Origin of the sequence: Pseudomonas sp. PDM26, from assembly GCF_019219185.1 — a bacterium.
Lineage (GTDB): Bacteria > Pseudomonadota > Gammaproteobacteria > Pseudomonadales > Pseudomonadaceae > Aquipseudomonas.
Genome location: NZ_JAHUWC010000010.1, coordinates 246752 through 263928, shown reverse-complemented (window position 1 = coordinate 263928; position 17177 = coordinate 246752). Strand labels below are relative to the sequence as shown.

Below are 17177 nucleotides of genomic sequence, written 5' to 3'. Positions count from 1 at the left end.
TAAGGAATGAACCATGCGTCATCGTAAAAGTGGTCGTCACCTGAGCCGCACCAGCTCGCACCGCAAGGCCATGTTCCAAAACATGGCGGTGTCGCTGTTCGAGCACGAGCTGATCAAAACTACTCTGCCAAAAGCTAAAGAACTGCGCCGCGTTGCCGAGCCGCTGATCACTTTGGCCAAGACAGATAGCGTTGCTAACCGCCGTCTGGCTTTCGACCGTACTCGTTCGAAAGCTATCGTTGGTAAGCTCTTCAACGACCTGGGCAAGCGTTACGCTACCCGTGAGGGTGGCTACCTGCGCATCCTCAAGTGCGGTTTCCGCGCTGGCGACAACGCGCCTATGGCGTACGTCGAGTTGGTTGATCGTGCTACTGCTGGCGAAGCTGTATCTGCCGAGTAAGACGTCAGTCTGAAACAAAGAACCGGGCCTAGTGCCCGGTTTTTTGTGCCTGTAAGAAACGCGCCGTTTGTACAAGCGTCTCCTTCGTCCACATTGTCATTATGTGATGGGGATGATCATTAGTTTTTTTCTATCGATGTCTGCAAGTTAATGAATTTGTAGCTGTCATATTGATGATCAATACTCCCTCTCAGCCGATAGCCGGCAGTTCAAGACCGACAGAGGAAGGAAGATCGCATGAGCCAAAACAAAACGCTTACCACCGCCAGTGGCGCTCCTGTTGCCGATAACCAGAATTCCCGTTCCGCCGGCCCTCGTGGCCCGCTGCTGCTCGACGATTTTCATCTGATCGAGAAGCTTGCCCACTTCAACCGTGAAAACATCCCTGAGCGCCGTGTACACGCCAAAGGCTCGGGTGCCTACGGTACGTTTACCGTGACGCGCGATATCACTCAATACACCAGCGCGAAGCTGTTTGAGGCAGTCGGCAAGCAAACCCCGACTTTCCTCCGGTTTTCCACCGTGGGTGGTGAGCGTGGTTCGGCCGATACCGAGCGTGATCCGCGCGGTTTTGCCTTGAAGTTTTACACCGAGGAAGGCAACTGGGACATCGTTGGCAATAACACCCCCGTGTTCTTCATTCGCGATCCACTGAAGTTTCCGGACTTTATCCACACCCAGAAGCGTTTGCCGCAAAGCAACCTGAAAAGTGCCCAGATGATGTGGGACTTCTGGTCGCATTCGCCCGAGGCGCTGCACCAGGTCACCATCCTGTTCTCCGACCGGGGTATCCCGGATGGATACCGCCACATGCACGGCTTTGGCAGCCACACCTACAGCCTCATCAACGCTCAAGGTGAGCGCCACTGGGTGAAGTGGCACTACAAGACCAAGCAGGGGATCAAGAACCTTGCTCCTGCTGAAGCTGCGCGCCTGGCGGGTACTGATCCGGATTACGCTCAGCGCGACCTGTTCAATGCCATCGAGCAGGGTGATTTCCCGAAATGGCGCGTATGCATTCAGATCATGAGCGAGGCCCAGGCGGCAGCGCACTACGAGAACCCGTTTGATGTCACCAAAACCTGGTCGCAGAAAGAGTTTCCACTGATTGAAGTCGGAGAGCTGGAGCTCAATCGCAATCCGCAGAACTACTTCGCGGAAGTCGAGCAAGCGGCGTTTGGTCCCAGCAATATGGTTCCAGGCGTTGGTCTGTCGCCGGATCGTATGCTGCAAGGTCGGGTCTTCGCCTACGCGGACGCTCATCGCTACCGTGTCGGCACCAATCACCAGCAGTTGCCCGTCAACGCTCCACGGAGTCCGGTCAACACTTACCAGCGCGATGGTTCGATGGCTTTTGGCAGCAATGGCGGTGCGACGCCGAACTATGAGCCGAACAGCTACGTCGAGTCGCCGAAGCAGGCGCCTCGTTATGCAGAGCCCGCGTTGGCCCTCAGTGGTGCAGCCGATCGTTACGATCATCGTGAAGATACTGATTACTACAGTCACGCTGGCGCGTTGTTCCGCTTGATGTCTGAAGAGCAGAAATCATTGCTGGTCAGCAACATCGCCGGTGCGATGGCGGGTGTGTCGAGCGATGTGGTCGATCGCCAGCTGCAACATTTCTACAAGGCTGACCCTGCGTATGGAGAAGCAATCGCAAAACTGCTCAACGTACAGCTTAACGAAGTCTAAATGAGAAGCAGAACCGCCCTCGTTAGGGCGGTTTTTTGCGTTATTTAGGCTGGTTTTCTCAGAATGTCTTCGCTTTTATTGCGTCTTTCGAGTGACGATAAGGGCATGTTGGTTCAAACTACAACTTTCAAGCAGGGAGATGTAGGGCGATGCAAGGCCACCCGGATGTGATCGATTACCTCAACACGTTGCTGACCGGCGAACTGGCCGCGCGTGATCAATATTTCGTCCACTCGCGGATGTATGAGGACTGGGGTTTCACCAAGCTCTACGAACGAATCAATCACGAGATGGAAGAGGAAGCAGGGCACGCTGATGCCCTGATGCGCCGGATTCTGATGCTCGAAGGCACGCCGCGCATGCGTCCGGACGATCTCGATGTCGGCACCACGGTGACCGAGATGCTCGAAGCGGATTTGCGCTTGGAATACAAGGTCCGTGCTGCGCTGTGCAAGGGCATCTCGCTCTGCGAGCAGCACAAGGACTATGTCAGCCGCGAAATGCTGCGGGTTCAATTGCATGACACCGAAGAAGATCACACCTACTGGCTCGAGAAGCAGTTGGGTCTGATCAAGTTGATCGGGCTTGAGAACTACCTGCAATCCCACACCTGATTGCATAGGGGAAGCCCCAACGTCTTTTGTAGGAGCGAGCTTGCTCGCGAAAAATCTGAAGGCGCTGCGTTATCGTTTACGACCTTCGTCGGAACGCCGCCCGGAGCAAGCTCGCTCCTACAGATACAAAAAAGCCCCTGTCACTGATGAAGTGACAGGGGCTTTTTCATGGGGCGCGGTTAAGCCCGATCGCGTTCCAGCAGCGGCTTGAGGTAGTAACCGGTATGAGATTGCTTCATCTCTGACACTTCCTCCGGCGTGCCGACGGCAATGATCTGCCCGCCCTTGGAACCACCCTCCGGACCCAGGTCCACCAGCCAGTCAGCGGTCTTGATCACGTCCAGGTTGTGTTCGATCACTACCACCGTGTTGCCGTGGTCGCGCAGGCGATGCAACACGTCCAGCAGTTGCTGGATATCCGCGAAGTGCAGCCCGGTAGTGGGTTCATCGAGGATGTACAGGGTCTTGCCGGTATCACGCTTGGACAGCTCGCGGGACAGTTTCACCCGCTGGGCTTCACCGCCGGAGAGCGTGGTCGCCGATTGCCCCAGCTTGATGTACGACAGGCCGACGTCCATCAACGTTTGCAGTTTGCGCGCCAGAGCCGGTACGGCATCGAAGAACACCCGCGCTTCCTCGATGGTCATTTCGAGGGTTTCGTGGATGCTCTTGCCCTTGTACTTGATCTCCAGGGTCTCGCGGTTGTAACGCTTGCTCTTGCACACGTCGCAGGGCACGTAGATGTCCGGCAGGAAGTGCATCTCGACCTTGATCAGGCCGTCGCCCTGACAGGCTTCGCAACGCCCGCCCTTGACGTTGAAGGAGAAGCGCCCCGGCCCGTAGCCCCGGGAGCGGGACTCCGGTACGCCGGCGAACAACTCGCGGATCGGGGTGAACAATCCGGTGTAGGTCGCCGGGTTGGAACGCGGTGTACGGCCGATCGGGCTCTGGTCGATGTCGACGACTTTGTCCAAGTGCTCCAGGCCCTTGATGCTGTCGTGAACGGCCGCCTCAAGCGTGGTCGCGCCGTTCAGCGCCGTGGCGCTCAGCGGGAACAGGGTGTTGTTGATCAGCGTCGACTTACCGGAGCCGGACACGCCGGTCACGCAAGTCAGCAGGCCGATCGGAATCTCCAGGTCGACATTGCGCAGGTTGTTGCCGCGCGCGCCCTTGAGCGCCAGCGTCAGCTTCTTGTTGCGCGGTGTGCGTTTGGCCGGGACTTCGATCTTCACCCGGCCCGACAGGTATTTGCCCGTCAGCGAGTCCGGATGCGCCATGACTTCGGCCGGTGTGCCTTCAGCGACGATGTGCCCGCCGTGCACGCCAGCGCCCGGGCCGATGTCTACCACGTAGTCGGCCAGACGAATGGCGTCTTCGTCGTGCTCGACTACGATCACTGTGTTACCGATATCACGCAGGTGCTTGAGGGTGCCCAGCAGCCGGTCGTTATCGCGCTGATGCAGGCCGATGGAGGGTTCATCAAGGATATACAGGACGCCCACCAGGCCGGCGCCAATCTGGCTGGCCAGACGAATACGCTGGGCCTCGCCACCGGACAGGGTGTCCGCACTGCGATCCAGCGACAGATAGTCGAGACCGACGTTGACCAGGAACTGCAAACGCTCACGGATTTCCTTGAGGATCTTGTCGGCAATTTCGCCACGCCGGCCGGTGAGCTTGAGCCCGCCAAAATAATCGGACGCATCGCCGATCGGCAGGTTGGTCACCGCCGGCAGGGTTTTCTCGCCAACCCACACATGACGCGCCTCACGCCGCAGACGGGTGCCGCGGCAATCCGGGCATGACTGGGTGCTGAGGAACTTGGCCAGTTCTTCGCGCACCGATGCCGATTCAGTCTCGCGGTAGCGTCGCTCCAGGTTCGGCACGATGCCTTCGAACGGATGCGAGCGTTTGACGATGTCGCCACGGTCGTTCAGGTATTTGAAGTCGACGTTTTGCGAACCGCTGCCGTGCAGGATGAATTTCTGCTGATCGGCCGGCAGTTCGTTGAACGGTACTTCCAGGCTGAACTTGTAGTGCGAGGCCAGCGAGCCGAGCATCTGGAAGTAATAGACGTTGCGCCGGTCCCAGCCACGAATCGCCCCTTCGGCCAGGGTCAGTTCGCCGTTGACCAGGCGCTTGATGTCGAAGAACTGCTTCACCCCCAAGCCATCGCAGGTCGGACATGCGCCGGCCGGGTTGTTGAAGGAGAACAGTTTTGGCTCAAGCTCGCTGATGGCGTGGCCACAAATCGGGCAGGCGAAGCGTGCGGAGAAGATCATCTCTTCACCGGGCTCGTCGTCCATCGGCGCCACCAGGGCGATGCCATCTGCCAATTTCAGCGCGGTCTCGAAGGATTCCGCCAGGCGCTGTTGCAGGTCGGCGCGGACCTTGAAGCGATCGACCACGACATCGATCGTATGTTTTTTCTGCTTGTCGAGCTTGGGTGCTTCGTCCAGCTCATAGAGCTTGCCGTTGATCCGGGCGCGGACGAAGCCTTGGGCGCGCAACTCTTCGAAAACCGACAGGTGCTCGCCTTTGCGCTCGCGGATGACTGGAGCCAACAGCATCAGCTTGCTGCCTTCCGGTTCGGCGAGGACCAGGTCGACCATCTGGCTGACGGTCTGCGCTTCCAGCGGGATGTCGTGATCCGGGCAACGCGGAATACCCACGCGAGCATAAAGCAGGCGCAGGTAGTCGTAGATTTCGGTAATGGTGCCGACCGTCGAGCGAGGGTTGTGCGAGGTGGACTTCTGCTCGATGGAGATCGCCGGCGACAGGCCTTCGATGGTGTCGACGTCGGGCTTTTCCATCATCGACAGGAACTGCCGGGCGTAGGCCGACAGCGATTCGACGTAGCGGCGCTGACCTTCGGCGTACAGGGTGTCGAAAGCCAGGGACGACTTGCCGGAGCCGGACAGGCCGGTGATGACGATCAGTTTGTCCCGTGGCAGGGTCAGGTCGATGTTCTTCAGGTTGTGGGTTCGAGCCCCACGAATCAGGATCTTGTCCAAGGTGGCCTCGCTCGGCGGGCGTCGAAAACGTAGGAGTATACGGCCAAATACTGGATGGATGCACACTATCAAACGAGTGGGCTACTGTCTTACATGAAGAGTGTGTCAGCAATGCGCGTCAAAGCGTCGCGATATACCCGGCCAATCGATGGGACTGGTAGAATCGCCGCCGGTTCACATGAGGTTTTTCCATGCACGATCCCCACAGCGAGCGCATGAGTGGCAGCGAGACCCGCGCAGCAAGCGGTCTGGCCCTGGTGTTCGCCTTCCGTATGCTTGGCATGTTCATGGTGTTGCCGGTACTGGCGACCTATGGGATGGATCTGGCCGGAGCCACGCCGGCCCTGATCGGCCTGGCGATCGGCGCTTATGGCCTGACCCAGGCGATTTTCCAGATTCCGTTCGGGTTCATTTCCGACCGCATCGGTCGCCGCCCGGTGATTTACCTGGGCTTGATCGTCTTTGCCCTCGGCAGTCTGCTGGCAGCCAATGCCGATTCGATCTGGGGTGTGATTGCCGGGCGGATCCTGCAGGGCGCCGGGGCGATTTCCGCGGCGGTCATGGCCTTGCTGTCGGACCTGACCCGCGAGCAACACCGGACGAAGGCCATGGCCATGATCGGCATGACCATCGGCCTGTCGTTTGCGGTGGCCATGGTGGTCGGCCCGCTGCTGACCCGCGCCTTCGGGTTGTCCGGGCTGTTCCTTGCCACGGGCGGCATGGCGTTGTTCGGCATCGTGATCGTGATGTTCATGGTGCCGCGCACCACCGGCCCGTTGCAGCATCGCGAGTCCGGTGTCGCGCGCCAGGCGCTGATCCCGACCCTCAAGCATCCGGACCTGCTGCGCCTGGACCTGGGCATTTTTGTGTTGCACGCGATGTTGATGTCCAGCTTCGTCGCCTTGCCACTGGCGCTGGTCGAGAAAGCCGGGCTGCCCAAAGAGCAGCACTGGTGGGTGTACCTGACCGCGCTGCTGATTTCTTTCTTCGCCATGATCCCGTTCATTATCTACGGCGAGAAGAAACGCAAAATGAAACGAGTTTTACTCGGCGCCGTCGTGACGCTGATGCTCACTGAGCTATTCTTCTGGCAGTTCGGCGACAGCTTGCGGGCTCTGGTGATCGGTACGGTGGTGTTCTTCACCGCGTTCAATCTGCTGGAAGCTTCGTTGCCATCGCTGATCAGCAAGGTTTCACCGGCGGGCGGCAAGGGCACGGCGATGGGGGTTTATTCCACCAGCCAGTTCCTCGGGTCGGCATTGGGTGGCATTCTTGGCGGCTGGCTGTTCCAGCATGGCGGTCTGTCGGTTGTGTTCCTCGGATGCGCCGGTCTGGCTGCCCTCTGGCTGGCCTTTGCTGTTACCATGCGAGAACCTCCCTACGTGACAAGCCTGCGCTTGCCGTTGTCGGCCGAGGCGATCCGCGAAGCGGGTCTGGTCGAGCGCCTGAAGGCGGTCGTAGGGGTAACAGATGCAGTGATAGTCGCTGATGAAGCGGCCATTTACATCAAATTGGACACCGAACTATTGGATCGCACCACCCTTGAAAGCCTGGTGAACAACCCGGACGGGGCAGCGTGCGTAGCCTAGGAGAACGTAATGGCCCGTGGGGTTAACAAAGTCATATTGGTCGGCACTTGCGGCCAGGATCCTGAAGTTCGTTACCTGCCGAATGGTAATGCCGTGACCAACTTGAGTCTGGCGACCAGCGAACAGTGGACCGACAAGCAAACCGGTCAGAAAGTCGAAAAAACCGAGTGGCACCGTGTGTCGATGTTCGGCAAAGTTGCGGAAATCGCTGGCGAATACCTGCGTAAAGGTTCGCAGGTGTACATCGAAGGCAAGCTGCAGACCCGCGAGTGGGAAAAAGACGGTATCAAGCGTTACACCACCGAAATCGTGGTCGACATGCAAGGCACCATGCAACTGCTGGGCGGCCGTCCACAGGGCGATCAGCAGGGTCAGGGCGGCGGTAACAACTACCAGCAATCCGCTCCGCGCCAGCAGGCACCGCGTCCACAGCAGTCGGCGCCGCAGCAGTCGCGCCCAGCTCCGCAGCAGGCTGCTCCTCAGCCGGCTCCGGATTTCGACAGCTTTGATGACGATATTCCGTTCTGATTCTTTCATCAAAGAATAGAACCTGAAAAAAGCCCGGCCTCCTTATGGATGCCGGGCTTTTTGCATTTTTACCAGGGCATTCCTCGCTGGGATCGAGGACCGTCCAGCCGCCAGCGCGCGGTGATACTCTGCGACTGGTCCAGACCTTGTGCAGAGTTGCCCTATGGATCGTCTGTCTACGTTGTTGTCACAGTTCGGCGTGCGCGCGAACCTGTTTTACAGCGGCATGCTTTGCGGCGTGGCGTCCTACGATGGCGCCGACCAGCGCGGTCATATTCACCTGTTGCAGGTCGGCTCTGTCACTTTGAAAGGCCCAGGGAGGAGTGAGTTGTTGCTCACTCGCCCCAGCCTGATTTTCCTGCCGCGTCCCAGCCGACATCAGCTCATCGCCAGTGACACTGAAGGTGCTCATCTGTTATGTGCGTCGATGCTGTTCGATGGTGGCGCCAGTAATCCGATATCTGCTTCGCTCCCCGATCTTCTGGTATTGCCTCTGGATGAGCTGCCGTTGCTGGCCGACACCCTGAGATGGATGTTTGATGAAGCTGGCTCCGGGCATTGTGGCAGGGAGGCGGTGCTTGATCGTTTGTTTGAGCTGTTGATCATTCTGCTGTTCCGGCATTTGCTCGACCACCAACAGTTGAGCACCGGCATGATGGCCGGGTTGGCCGATGTGCGGCTGTCGCGCTCACTGATACAGATGCAAAACCAACCTCAGCGGGCCTGGTCAGTGGCCGAGTTGGCGAATGAGTCGAACATGTCCCGCGCCGCTTATGCGGTGCATTTTCGCGCGGTCCTGGGGCAAACACCGTTGGATTATCTTTTGAGCTGGCGCATCAGTCTGGCGCAGAAGCGCCTGCGGGAAGGGCGGCCGATTACGCTGATCGCCGATGAGGTGGGTTATGAAAGTCCGTCGGCGCTTGCCCGTGCGTTTCGCCGCAAGACCGGCTGCAGTCCACGTGGCTGGATGAAATCCCTGGCCGTTGAGGGCCGCGTACTTGCTGATGATGACGATGACCTGAATGCATCGAGCTGATTCAGGCCATCGGCGGATGAAGTTGTCAGCTCAAGGGGTTTCCAGTCTGGTCAGCGAATGGCCCGCCACGAACAGGGAGGCGGCAAGCAAGCCGATGTCCTTGAGCAGGAACTGGCCAGGCGCGACCGTAATGGCCGGGAAACCAAGGCCGGGCTCAATCACGCCGGGTGTCGAGAACATAAAGCTCAAGGTGGTGAAAAACAGCCCGGCAGACAAGGCGCCTCCGATCAATGAAAGCTTTGGAGACAGCAGGCGGCCCGCAATCAGAACGCCGATGGAAATCTCCAGGACACCGAGCAAACTGGAAAACAGATCGACACTGAAAAGGTCATAGACCCATCCCAGGAAGGGGCTATTGCTCACCAGTGGCACCAGCCCCTCTGCTTCATAGTGGGTAAATTTCATTCCGCCGAACCAGAAGTAGATAACGGCGAGGGCGAAGTAAATGCCGTAGGTCCCGATCGCCATGGTGGTGAGTCCGAGGGACGTTTTTTTCGACAGGCTGTCAGTGCTGATATTCATGCTGTTCATTGTTCAGGCTTCCAGTGAGTTATCCAGAAAGTGGCATGGGTGAAAGCAACATCCCCCGCGTATGCGTTGGGAGTAGGGTCATTGTTGGCTTTGGCGTGCCTTTCCAGGGTTCTGGCGGTATTGCGTTCGATGCAGATCGTCCAGACTCACTGGCAATAAAAAGCCCATGGCATGTGAGGCCATGGGCTTCTTTCATTTTTGCTGTCTCGTCCTGAATAAGGTTTACACCTTCTGGTTTCCTATCAGGAAATCGTTGGTCGACACCACGCTGGCATACGCAAACGCCAGGGCTGCCATGAACGCCGCATGAACCTGCGCCGCCGGAACCGTCATGCCATTGAACTCCAGGTCACGGGTGGCGCAGGCGTCGTGGATCACGGTCACCGTGTAGCCAAAGTCCGCCGCCGCACGGGTGATGCCGTCGACGCACATGTGGCTCATGCTGCCCACGACCACCAGTTCCTTGATGCCTTGCTCGTCGAGGATCGATTTCAGCTCGGTTTCGCGGAATGAATTGACGAAGTGCTTGAGCACCACCGGTTCGTCGGCACGGTTGAGCACTTTGGGGTGCAGCTTGGCGCCTTCGGAGTTCGGGGCGAAAAAAGGTGCCTCTTCGGAGGTGAATTCGTGGCGGATGTGCACCACCGAATCACCGGCGTCGCGGAAGGCCTTGATCAAGCGTGCGGCGTTGTCTGCGGCGGCGTCGGCACCGACCAGTGGCCACTTGCCTTGGGGGAAGTAGTCGTTCTGGATATCGACTACGATGAGCGCTTGCTTGGCCATGACTGATTCCTCGAGGTGTGTGTTGGTGTGGAATGAAGTATTGGCGCTGGCAGGCGGTCCGGGGATTGGCCGCACCGACAATAAGAGGGGGAAAACTGACAATGGACGCAGAAAGGGCAATCGCCGAACTCGGTGTGCTGATCTATCCAGGCGCGCAGATGGCGGCGGTGCATGGCTTGACGGACTTGTTCGGGGTGGCCAACCGGATCGCCGCCGAGTATCAGACTGCGCAGTTGCCACTGCTGCGGGTCAGCCATTGGCAGGTCGAGGGTGATCAGACACTGGTTCGGGTCTTCGACAGCCATCCCGGCCCGGAGCGTACCCTGGTGGCCGTGTTGATTCCGCCATCGATCGCCGGTTTTTCCGAAGGCCAGGCGCCACAGGGGGTGATCCGCTGGTTGCGCGAGCAACATGCCTGCGGCGCGACACTGGGCGGGGTTTGCGTGGGCTCTATCCTGTTGGCTGAAAGCGGTCTGCTCGACGGTCGTAGCGCCACCACTCACTGGACCTCGGCCAAAGCCTTCGCCGAACGTTACCCGGCGATCAGGCTCAAGGCCGACACACCGATTGTCGATGACGGCGATCTGATTACCACTGCCGGGCTGATGGCCTGGTCCGAACTGGGTTTGCGCCTGGTCAACCGGTTGCTGGGACCGAGCATTGCCACCAATACCGCACGTTTTCTGGTGGTGGAGCATAGCGACAGCGCCAGCGAGTGCGGCAGTCATTTTGCGCCGATTCTCAGCCATGGCGATGCGGCGATCCTCAAGGTGCAACACTGGCTGCAAAGTACCGGGGCGACCGATGTATCGCTGGCGGCGATGGCCGAAAAGGCAGGCCTGGAGGAGCGCACCTTCCTGCGACGCTTCCGCGCGGCTACCGGGCTCAAACCCACCGAATACTGCCAGCATCTGCGAGTCGGCAAGGCCCGGGAAATGCTCGAGTTCACCAACGGCACCATCGACCATATCGCCTGGACCGTGGGTTACCAGGACCCCGGGGCGTTTCGCGCGACATTCAAGAAAATCACCGGGCTGGCGCCGAGTGATTATCGGACGCGGTTCGGGGTGACACCGGGTGCCGCGGCACGGTAGGTGGAACACCGAAAATCCAGTGTAGGAGCGAGCCTGCTCGCGATAGCGGTATGTCAGGCGACATCAATGTTGATGGTGCTGGCCTCATCGTCGGAACGCCGCCCGGAGCAGGCTCGCTCCCGCAGGGAGTCGTGCAAAATGCCGGAATATCAAAGGGCGTCGTGCAGAATAAAACAGGCCTCATGCCATCACTTTTTGCGCAACGGGCTGATTTAAAACCTCTTTTCCTGCACAGGGTCTTGGCCTGATCTCTGCACCCCTTCAGCTACATTCATCAAGCGTCGATTGACGGGGGATGCATGACCCCAACAACCCGCAAGAAACTGGTGGTCGCCCATTCGGTGCTCGCCGACGCGCCACCGCATGAAGTTGAAACCAACCGTGCGCTGGCCCGCTGGCTGGCGCAGATTTTGGGGCTCAAGTACGGCGGCAGTTACCACCCGCAATTACACGACGGGCGGGACCTCTACCTGTTGCCGACCCAGACCCTGGTGGGCGCTGCGGCTGCCCGGCAACTGGGGGTCAAGGGGCCGGAGGACTTGTGGGGCGGTTATGTCGACCACGACTTCATCTGCACCAAAGCCATCAGTCATGGATTGCTCAACCACCATGCCCATGCACCGCCAGGCTGGGCGCCGTTGTTTTCCGAGCGGGTGCGCAGTGTCGTGCTCGACGGTCTCAGCGTGTTCTCGCTGGAGGATGCACGGCCAGCGGCGAAGTATCTGCTCTATACCGGCCCGATCCGCCTCAAGCCGATTCACGCCTGCGCCGGGCGGGGTCAGGAAGTGATCGACAGCCTCGACCGGTTCGACGAAGTCCTTGCCCGGCCCGAAGCCAAGACGCTGTTCACGCAAGGCGTGGTGTTGGAGCAGGACCTGGATCAAGTGATCACCCACAGCGTCGGTCAGAGTTTCATCGGCGACAAGGTGCTGAGTTACTGCGGTGAACAATACTTGACCAAGGACGCAAGGGGCGAAGAGGTGTATGGCGGCTCGAACCTGTTGGTGGTGCAGGGCAGCTACGTCGATTTACTGAATCTGGACCTGGCCGATGATGTGCGGGTGGCTATCAAGCAAGCGCAGGTGTTCGACAGCGCCGCGGATGAAGCCTATCCGCGTTTCTATGCGTCACGGCGCAACTACGACATCGCTCAGGGCATCGATAGCGACGGCAAACAGCGCAGTGGCGTGCTTGAACAGTCCTGGCGCATGGGCGGTGCCAGCAGCGCCGAGGTAGCGGCCTTGCAGAGTTTCGTCAGCGATCCGGGGATGTGCGCCATTCGTGTGTCTTCGGTGGAAACCTACAGCGATCAGCCGTTGCCGGCAGACGCTATCGAGGTGTACCGCGGGCCGGCGCAGACCAGTGACTTTCTCCTCAAGTACGTGACGGTTAAATCCTATGACGGCTAGAAGCGAGTCCATTCAGATCGACATCGACAACGAACAGATGAGCGGGACTTTTCTGAGCCCAAAATCGAAAGTCCCCGGCGTGCTCTTCGTGCACGGTTGGGGCGGCAGTCAGGAGCGGGATCTGGAACGCGCCAAGGGCATCGCCGCGTTGGGTTGTGTCTGCCTGACGTTCGACCTGCGCGGACACACCGGCGGCACCGGCATTCCATTGTCCCAGGTGACCCGCGAAGACAACCTGCGCGACCTGCTGGCAGCCTATGACCGATTGCTCGCGCACCCGGCTCTCGATACGTCGGCGATTGCCGTGGTCGGCACCAGTTACGGGGGGTATCTGGCTTCGATTCTGACCTCGCTCAGGCCGGTTCGCTGGCTGGCGCTACGGGTACCGGCGTTGTATCGCGACGAGCAATGGCACACGCCGAAACGCGATCTGGACAAACTGGATCTACGTGATTACCGAGCTACCCTGGTACGTGCCGACAGTAACCGCGCCTTGCATGCCTGTTCGCAATTCACCGGGGATGTCCTGCTGGTGCAGTCCGAGACCGACGAGTACGTGCCCCACGCGACGATCATGAGCTATCGGGCAGCCTGCCAGCAGACGCACTCACTGACTCACCGCATCATCGATGGAGCCGACCATGCCTTGAATGACCCGATTTCCCAGCAGGCCTATACCTCGATCCTGGTGGACTGGATTACCGAGATGGTGGTGGGGGAGCGGTTGAGCATTATTCAATCCCAGTGATTTTCGGTGTGCTTGCGGACGCCTTCGCTGGCAAGTCGGATCGCCGCACCGCCGCTCCCACAGTGTCCGAGTCGTACACAAAATATATGTATACCGCTAAACCTGTGGGAGCGAGCTTGTTCGCGATGGCGGTCTTGGAAGCACCACAAATTATTTGGTTTTTTTTTCGATCCGCAGCGACTTGGCCTTCGCCTCCACCAGCAAATACATCACCACGCTAATCAACAGCGGCAAAATGAAATAAATCGCCCGATAGGCCAGCAGTCCCGCTACCAGACTGCCCCGCGAAACCTCATGTTGCAGCAGTGCCACGAACACCGCCTCGAGTACGCCGAGCCCGGCCGGGATGTGGGTGATGACTCCGGCGATGGCGCTGATCAACAGCACGCCCAATACCAGTGAATAGTCCAGTTTGCTCGGCAGCAAGGTGAAAATCACCGCCGCCATCAGCGACCAGTTCAATGCCCCCAGGACCAGTTGCAGCACCGCCATGCGCAGCGACGGCAGATCAATTTCCACGCCACGAGTCGCCCACTCCCGACGTTTGGCAAACCGACACGCCGCCAGGTACCCGGTGCTCAGCAGCAACAACAAAACTCCCACGCCTTGCAGCGCACTACTGCTGAGTGTCCAGCCCGGTGGCATGTGCACCAGCCCGCTGCTGAACACCGCGCCGGCAATTATCATGTAGCCGAACCAGTTGGTCGCCAGGCTCAGGCCGAGAATTTTCGCGATGTTGCTCTTGCTCACCCCGAGCCGCGAATACAACCGGTAACGCATGGCGATGCCACCGACCCAGGCGCTCAGACTCAGGTTGAAGGCGTAGCTGATGATTCCCACGGGCAGGATCTGTTTCCACGTCAGGTTCTGGCGGATGTAGGTGCGACCAATCAGGTCGAAGCAGGCGTACACCAGAAAACTCACCAGGGTCAGCCCCGAGGCAATGATCAGCGTGCGCACCTTGAAATCGGCCAGGTTATCGAACACTTCGTTCCACTCGATGCGCTGGGCGAGCGTCGTGAACAGCACGATCAGCATCAAGAAAAACAGCATCGTCAGCGGTCGTTTCCAGCGACGCCAATGGAACTTGCCGGAGCTTTTGCCGGGAGAGGCCGAATGGGTCTCAGCGCGGTTCATGGTCAGCACTCCCGGTTGGTGGGGGGGAAGGGTTTCAGGCGAGGTTTATGCGCCGGCAACCAACCGGCCCACGCCGGAAAATGCCGCAGGAAGTGAAACACCAGAAAACCGATGGTCATGTGCCAGACACGCCCTCGTGGCGCGACGTCGGGAGGCATGGCTTTGCAATGGTTATCGCTGAGGTCTTGCAGGCGATCGAACAGATGACGATTGAAGGCCTGGTCGCGGATCAGCACGTTGGCTTCCAGATTCAACGACAGACTCAATGGGTCGAGGTTGCTGGAGCCGACGGTGCTCCAGTCTTCGTCCACCAGGGCGACTTTGCCGTGCAGCGGGCGGTCGCAATATTCGTAGATCTTCACGCCGGACTTGAGCAGGTAGTCATAGGTCATACGCGCGGCGAGCCTGGCCACCCGCATGTCTGGCTGGCCCTGCAGGATCAGCCGCACATCCACGCCTCGGCGGGCCGCGTTGCGGATCTCGCGCAGCAAACGGAAACCGGGAAAGAAGTAGGCGTTGGCGATCACCGCTCGGCGCTGTGCCTGGCGCAACACCTGGCGGTAAACCTCTTCGATGTCGGTCGGGTGTTCTCCGTTGTCGCGGTACACCAGCCGTACCTGGCCATCGTGATCGCTGAAGGCCAGTTCCGAGCGCCGCTGCCGACGGCGTTGCCACCAGTATTTGGCGTGCATCGGGCGACCGCATTGCAGCAGGGCGAAGTGATGGATGTCGGCCACGGCCGGGCCTTGCACCTCTACGGAATAATCCTGTTTGGCCCCGGGGCCGAAGTCGGCCAGATGATCGGCGGAAAAGTTGATCCCGCCGACGAACGCGACGCTGCCATCCACCACCACGATCTTGCGGTGCAGGCGCCGGAACCAATTGGTGCGGATGCCCAGGCGTTTCGGTGCCGGGTCGAATATTTGCAGGTGTACGCCGGCCGCAGTCAGCGCGGTGAGGAACCCGGTACTCAGCTCGCCGCAACCAAAACCATCGAGGCTGACGATGGTGCGCACGCCACGTTGAGCGGCTTCGATCAGGATCTGCTGCAGCTCATTGCCGACCTTGTCCTCGAACAGAATGAAGGTTTCCAGCAGGATCTCACTTTGCGCCCGGCGCAGGGCTGCAAACACCCGGGGAAAGTATGCCTCGCCATTTTCCAGCAACTCGACCCGATTGCTGCCTTGCCAGCCGTATTCGACATCGATCGCTGTCAGCTCGTGGGTGGGCGGAGCGGGGATGTGTTCCAGCGTGGTTTTTTCCATCGACCGGCTCATAGCTCGATCTCCACCGACAGCGGGGCGTGGTCGGAAAGGTGCGACCAGGGCCGAGTGGACAGCACTTGCGGATGGCTGGCCTTGAGGTTGCGCACGTAGATGCGGTCCAGGCGCAATGCCGGCAAGCGCGCGGGGAAACTGCGCGCGGGTTTGCCATGCTGCGCGGCGAAGACTTCATGCAGACCGCTGGGCTTGAGAAACGCATCGGCGCGCTGGCGCCAGTCGTTGAAGTCCCCGGCGACAATCACCGGGGCGTCGCCGGGCAGGGCGTCCAGGCGCTGGGTGAGCAGCTTCAGTTGCGCGGTACGATGGGTTTCGCGCAGCCCCAGGTGCACGCAAATCGCATGCACCTCCTGACCGTCTCCGGGCATGCGCAACACACAGTGCAAGAGCCCGCGGTTCTCGTGGCCGCTGATGGACACGTCGAGGTTGTCGTGGCGGATGATCTGGAACTTCGACAACAGCGCATTGCCGTGATCACCCGTCGGATACACCGCATTGCGTCCATAGGCGAACTGCGGCCACAGGGTATCGGCGAGGAATTCGTATTGCGGCATCGCCGGCCAATTGGTGTAACGCTTGGGGTGCTGTTCATGGGTGCCGTGGACTTCCTGCAAAAACACCACATCGGCAGACACACTGCGCACCGCTTCACGCAGTTCCGGCAGGATGAAACGCCGGTTGAGCGCAGTGAACCCCTTGTGGGTATTGACCGTCAGTACCGTAAAACGACAAATGACGGACGAACCTTGTACCCGCATGTCGGTTGCGTTTGAGTGTGCGGGAATATCGGTGTGATTCGCTGTCATGTCGCCTCCCGCCTGACGGCTACTGTCCTTGGATGACTCTGGGGCGGCGACGAAAGTTTCGATGGGGCTACGGGCGGTAGATTTTCTACTGAACACCACCGAACAACTGTGGGAGCAGGCTCGCTCCCACAGGGTTTATCAGTGGCCCGTGATAATGCGGGCAGAACCCTCAGTCGGTTCGGCATAGACCTGACCGTGGCGCTGGCGGCTTTTTCCTTCGGCACTAGACTGGTGGCGATGGTCGAACCGATCGAGAAAAACACCCCGTACGGACATTTGATATTTGCGTGCAGATCAAATATCGCGAGGGCGGATGCATATTTGTGGCGAGGGGGCTTGCCCCCGTTGGGGTGCGAAGCACCCCCAAAACCTACCGCTCGGATTCATCTGATGCACCGCATGCAATGGGTTTACGACTGCTTCGCAGCCGAACGGGGGCAAGCCCCCTCGCCACATAAGGCGTCTCTGTCCGGCTATTCAGAGGCAATGTCCGAACTTGCCCGGCATTTCTCGATC

The 17177-nt window shown here is 59.5% G+C and carries 16 protein-coding genes; 10 read left to right on the top strand and 6 right to left on the bottom strand.

The annotated features are described in order from the left end of the window. Nucleotides 1-13 precede the first annotated feature (13 nt). The 3 genes from rplQ (at nt 14) to bfr (ending at nt 2706) form a co-directional block, all read left to right on the top strand. Nucleotides 14-400 carry a 50S ribosomal protein L17 gene (rplQ, locus tag KW849_RS20490; RefSeq protein ID WP_007970429.1) on the top strand — a complete coding sequence of 129 codons (387 nt, stop codon included), beginning with the start codon at nt 14-16 and terminating at the stop codon, nt 398-400. Between the two features lie 237 nt (nt 401-637). Next, nucleotides 638-2092, top strand: a complete 1455-nt coding sequence (locus tag KW849_RS20485) for a catalase (protein WP_218431047.1) — start codon at nt 638-640, stop codon at nt 2090-2092. Nucleotides 2093-2241: 149 nt separating this feature from the next. Beyond that, nucleotides 2242-2706: a bacterioferritin gene (gene bfr / locus KW849_RS20480; RefSeq protein WP_218431046.1), complete on the top strand. Its 465-nt coding sequence runs from the start codon at nt 2242-2244 to the stop codon at nt 2704-2706. Nucleotides 2707-2885: 179 nt separating this feature from the next. On the opposite strand, the gene uvrA is transcribed toward bfr, so the two are convergent. Beyond that, nucleotides 2886-5720, bottom strand: coding sequence for an excinuclease ABC subunit UvrA (gene uvrA, locus KW849_RS20475; RefSeq protein WP_218431045.1), 2835 nt, complete (start codon nt 5718-5720; stop codon nt 2886-2888). A gap of 191 nt (nt 5721-5911) precedes the next feature. Between uvrA and KW849_RS20470 the strand changes: the two genes are divergently transcribed. From KW849_RS20470 to KW849_RS20460, 3 genes are all read left to right on the top strand, one after another. After that, entirely contained in the window at nt 5912-7309 is a 1398-nt protein-coding gene (locus KW849_RS20470; RefSeq protein ID WP_218431044.1) for an MFS transporter, read from the top strand. A 9-nt stretch (nt 7310-7318) separates the two neighbouring features. After that, nucleotides 7319-7837: a single-stranded DNA-binding protein gene (locus KW849_RS20465; RefSeq protein WP_007984430.1), complete on the top strand. Its 519-nt coding sequence runs from the start codon at nt 7319-7321 to the stop codon at nt 7835-7837. Between the two features lie 163 nt (nt 7838-8000). Beyond that, nucleotides 8001-8873 (top strand): AraC family transcriptional regulator, encoded by an 873-nt coding sequence (locus KW849_RS20460; protein WP_218431043.1) that lies wholly within the window; start codon nt 8001-8003, stop codon nt 8871-8873. Between the two features lie 30 nt (nt 8874-8903). On the opposite strand, the gene KW849_RS20455 is transcribed toward KW849_RS20460, so the two are convergent. Continuing rightward, the gene (locus tag KW849_RS20455; RefSeq protein WP_218431042.1) at nt 8904-9404 is read right to left on the bottom strand and encodes a YkgB family protein; all 501 of its coding nucleotides are present in this window, start codon (nt 9402-9404) and stop codon (nt 8904-8906) included. Nucleotides 9405-9626: 222 nt separating this feature from the next. Beyond that, nucleotides 9627-10187: a cysteine hydrolase family protein gene (locus KW849_RS20450; protein ID WP_218431041.1), complete on the bottom strand. Its 561-nt coding sequence runs from the start codon at nt 10185-10187 to the stop codon at nt 9627-9629. A 101-nt stretch (nt 10188-10288) separates the two neighbouring features. On the opposite strand from KW849_RS20450, the gene KW849_RS20445 reads away from it, so the two are divergent. From KW849_RS20445 to KW849_RS20430, 4 genes are read left to right on the top strand one after another with little or no spacing between them, the layout of a single operon-like run. Continuing rightward, nucleotides 10289-11281 (top strand): GlxA family transcriptional regulator, encoded by a 993-nt coding sequence (locus KW849_RS20445; RefSeq protein ID WP_218431040.1) that lies wholly within the window; start codon nt 10289-10291, stop codon nt 11279-11281. Nucleotides 11282-11331: 50 nt separating this feature from the next. Next, the gene (locus KW849_RS20440; RefSeq protein ID WP_218431039.1) at nt 11332-11529 is read left to right on the top strand and encodes a hypothetical protein; all 198 of its coding nucleotides are present in this window, start codon (nt 11332-11334) and stop codon (nt 11527-11529) included. Nucleotides 11530-11580: 51 nt separating this feature from the next. Next, entirely contained in the window at nt 11581-12690 is a 1110-nt protein-coding gene (locus KW849_RS20435; RefSeq protein ID WP_218431038.1) for a DUF3182 family protein, read from the top strand. Further along, the gene (locus KW849_RS20430) at nt 12680-13438 is read left to right on the top strand and encodes a S9 family peptidase (RefSeq protein ID WP_218431037.1); all 759 of its coding nucleotides are present in this window, start codon (nt 12680-12682) and stop codon (nt 13436-13438) included. The genes KW849_RS20435 and KW849_RS20430 overlap by 11 nt, the downstream gene beginning before the upstream one ends. 150 nt (nt 13439-13588) lie before the next feature. On the opposite strand, the gene KW849_RS20425 is transcribed toward KW849_RS20430, so the two are convergent. The 3 genes from KW849_RS20425 to KW849_RS20415 are packed head-to-tail and all read right to left on the bottom strand — an operon-like array spanning nt 13589 to nt 16613. Next, complete coding sequence (locus KW849_RS20425) at nt 13589-14575, bottom strand: lysylphosphatidylglycerol synthase domain-containing protein (RefSeq protein WP_218431036.1); 987 nt, start codon at nt 14573-14575, stop codon at nt 13589-13591. Nucleotides 14576-14577: 2 nt separating this feature from the next. Then, nucleotides 14578-15852, bottom strand: coding sequence for a cardiolipin synthase ClsB (clsB, locus tag KW849_RS20420; protein WP_218431035.1), 1275 nt, complete (start codon nt 15850-15852; stop codon nt 14578-14580). Beyond that, on the bottom strand, nt 15849-16613 hold the full coding sequence (locus KW849_RS20415) for an endonuclease/exonuclease/phosphatase family protein (RefSeq protein WP_256357310.1): 765 nt from the start codon (nt 16611-16613) through the stop codon (nt 15849-15851). The genes clsB and KW849_RS20415 overlap by 4 nt, the downstream gene beginning before the upstream one ends. Nucleotides 16614-17177 lie beyond the last annotated feature (564 nt).

Bases quoted from the DNA above. Each gene is read 5' to 3' on its own strand.
- rplQ (WP_007970429.1), top strand. From the start codon at position 14: ATGCGTCATCGTAAAAGTGGTCGTCACCTGAGCCGCACCAGCTCGCAC.
- KW849_RS20485 (WP_218431047.1), top strand. From the start codon at position 638: ATGAGCCAAAACAAAACGCTTACCACCGCCAGTGGCGCTCCTGTTGCC.
- bfr (WP_218431046.1), top strand. From the start codon at position 2,242: ATGCAAGGCCACCCGGATGTGATCGATTACCTCAACACGTTGCTGACC.
- KW849_RS20470 (WP_218431044.1), top strand. From the start codon at position 5,912: ATGCACGATCCCCACAGCGAGCGCATGAGTGGCAGCGAGACCCGCGCA.
- KW849_RS20465 (WP_007984430.1), top strand. From the start codon at position 7,319: ATGGCCCGTGGGGTTAACAAAGTCATATTGGTCGGCACTTGCGGCCAG.
- KW849_RS20460 (WP_218431043.1), top strand. From the start codon at position 8,001: ATGGATCGTCTGTCTACGTTGTTGTCACAGTTCGGCGTGCGCGCGAAC.
- KW849_RS20455 (WP_218431042.1), bottom strand. From the start codon at position 9,404: ATGAACAGCATGAATATCAGCACTGACAGCCTGTCGAAAAAAACGTCC.
- KW849_RS20450 (WP_218431041.1), bottom strand. From the start codon at position 10,187: ATGGCCAAGCAAGCGCTCATCGTAGTCGATATCCAGAACGACTACTTC.
- KW849_RS20445 (WP_218431040.1), top strand. From the start codon at position 10,289: ATGGACGCAGAAAGGGCAATCGCCGAACTCGGTGTGCTGATCTATCCA.
- KW849_RS20440 (WP_218431039.1), top strand. From the start codon at position 11,332: ATGTCAGGCGACATCAATGTTGATGGTGCTGGCCTCATCGTCGGAACG.
- KW849_RS20435 (WP_218431038.1), top strand. From the start codon at position 11,581: ATGACCCCAACAACCCGCAAGAAACTGGTGGTCGCCCATTCGGTGCTC.
- KW849_RS20430 (WP_218431037.1), top strand. From the start codon at position 12,680: ATGACGGCTAGAAGCGAGTCCATTCAGATCGACATCGACAACGAACAG.
- KW849_RS20425 (WP_218431036.1), bottom strand. From the start codon at position 14,575: ATGAACCGCGCTGAGACCCATTCGGCCTCTCCCGGCAAAAGCTCCGGC.
- clsB (WP_218431035.1), bottom strand. From the start codon at position 15,852: ATGAGCCGGTCGATGGAAAAAACCACGCTGGAACACATCCCCGCTCCG.
- KW849_RS20415 (WP_256357310.1), bottom strand. From the start codon at position 16,613: ATGCGGGTACAAGGTTCGTCCGTCATTTGTCGTTTTACGGTACTGACG.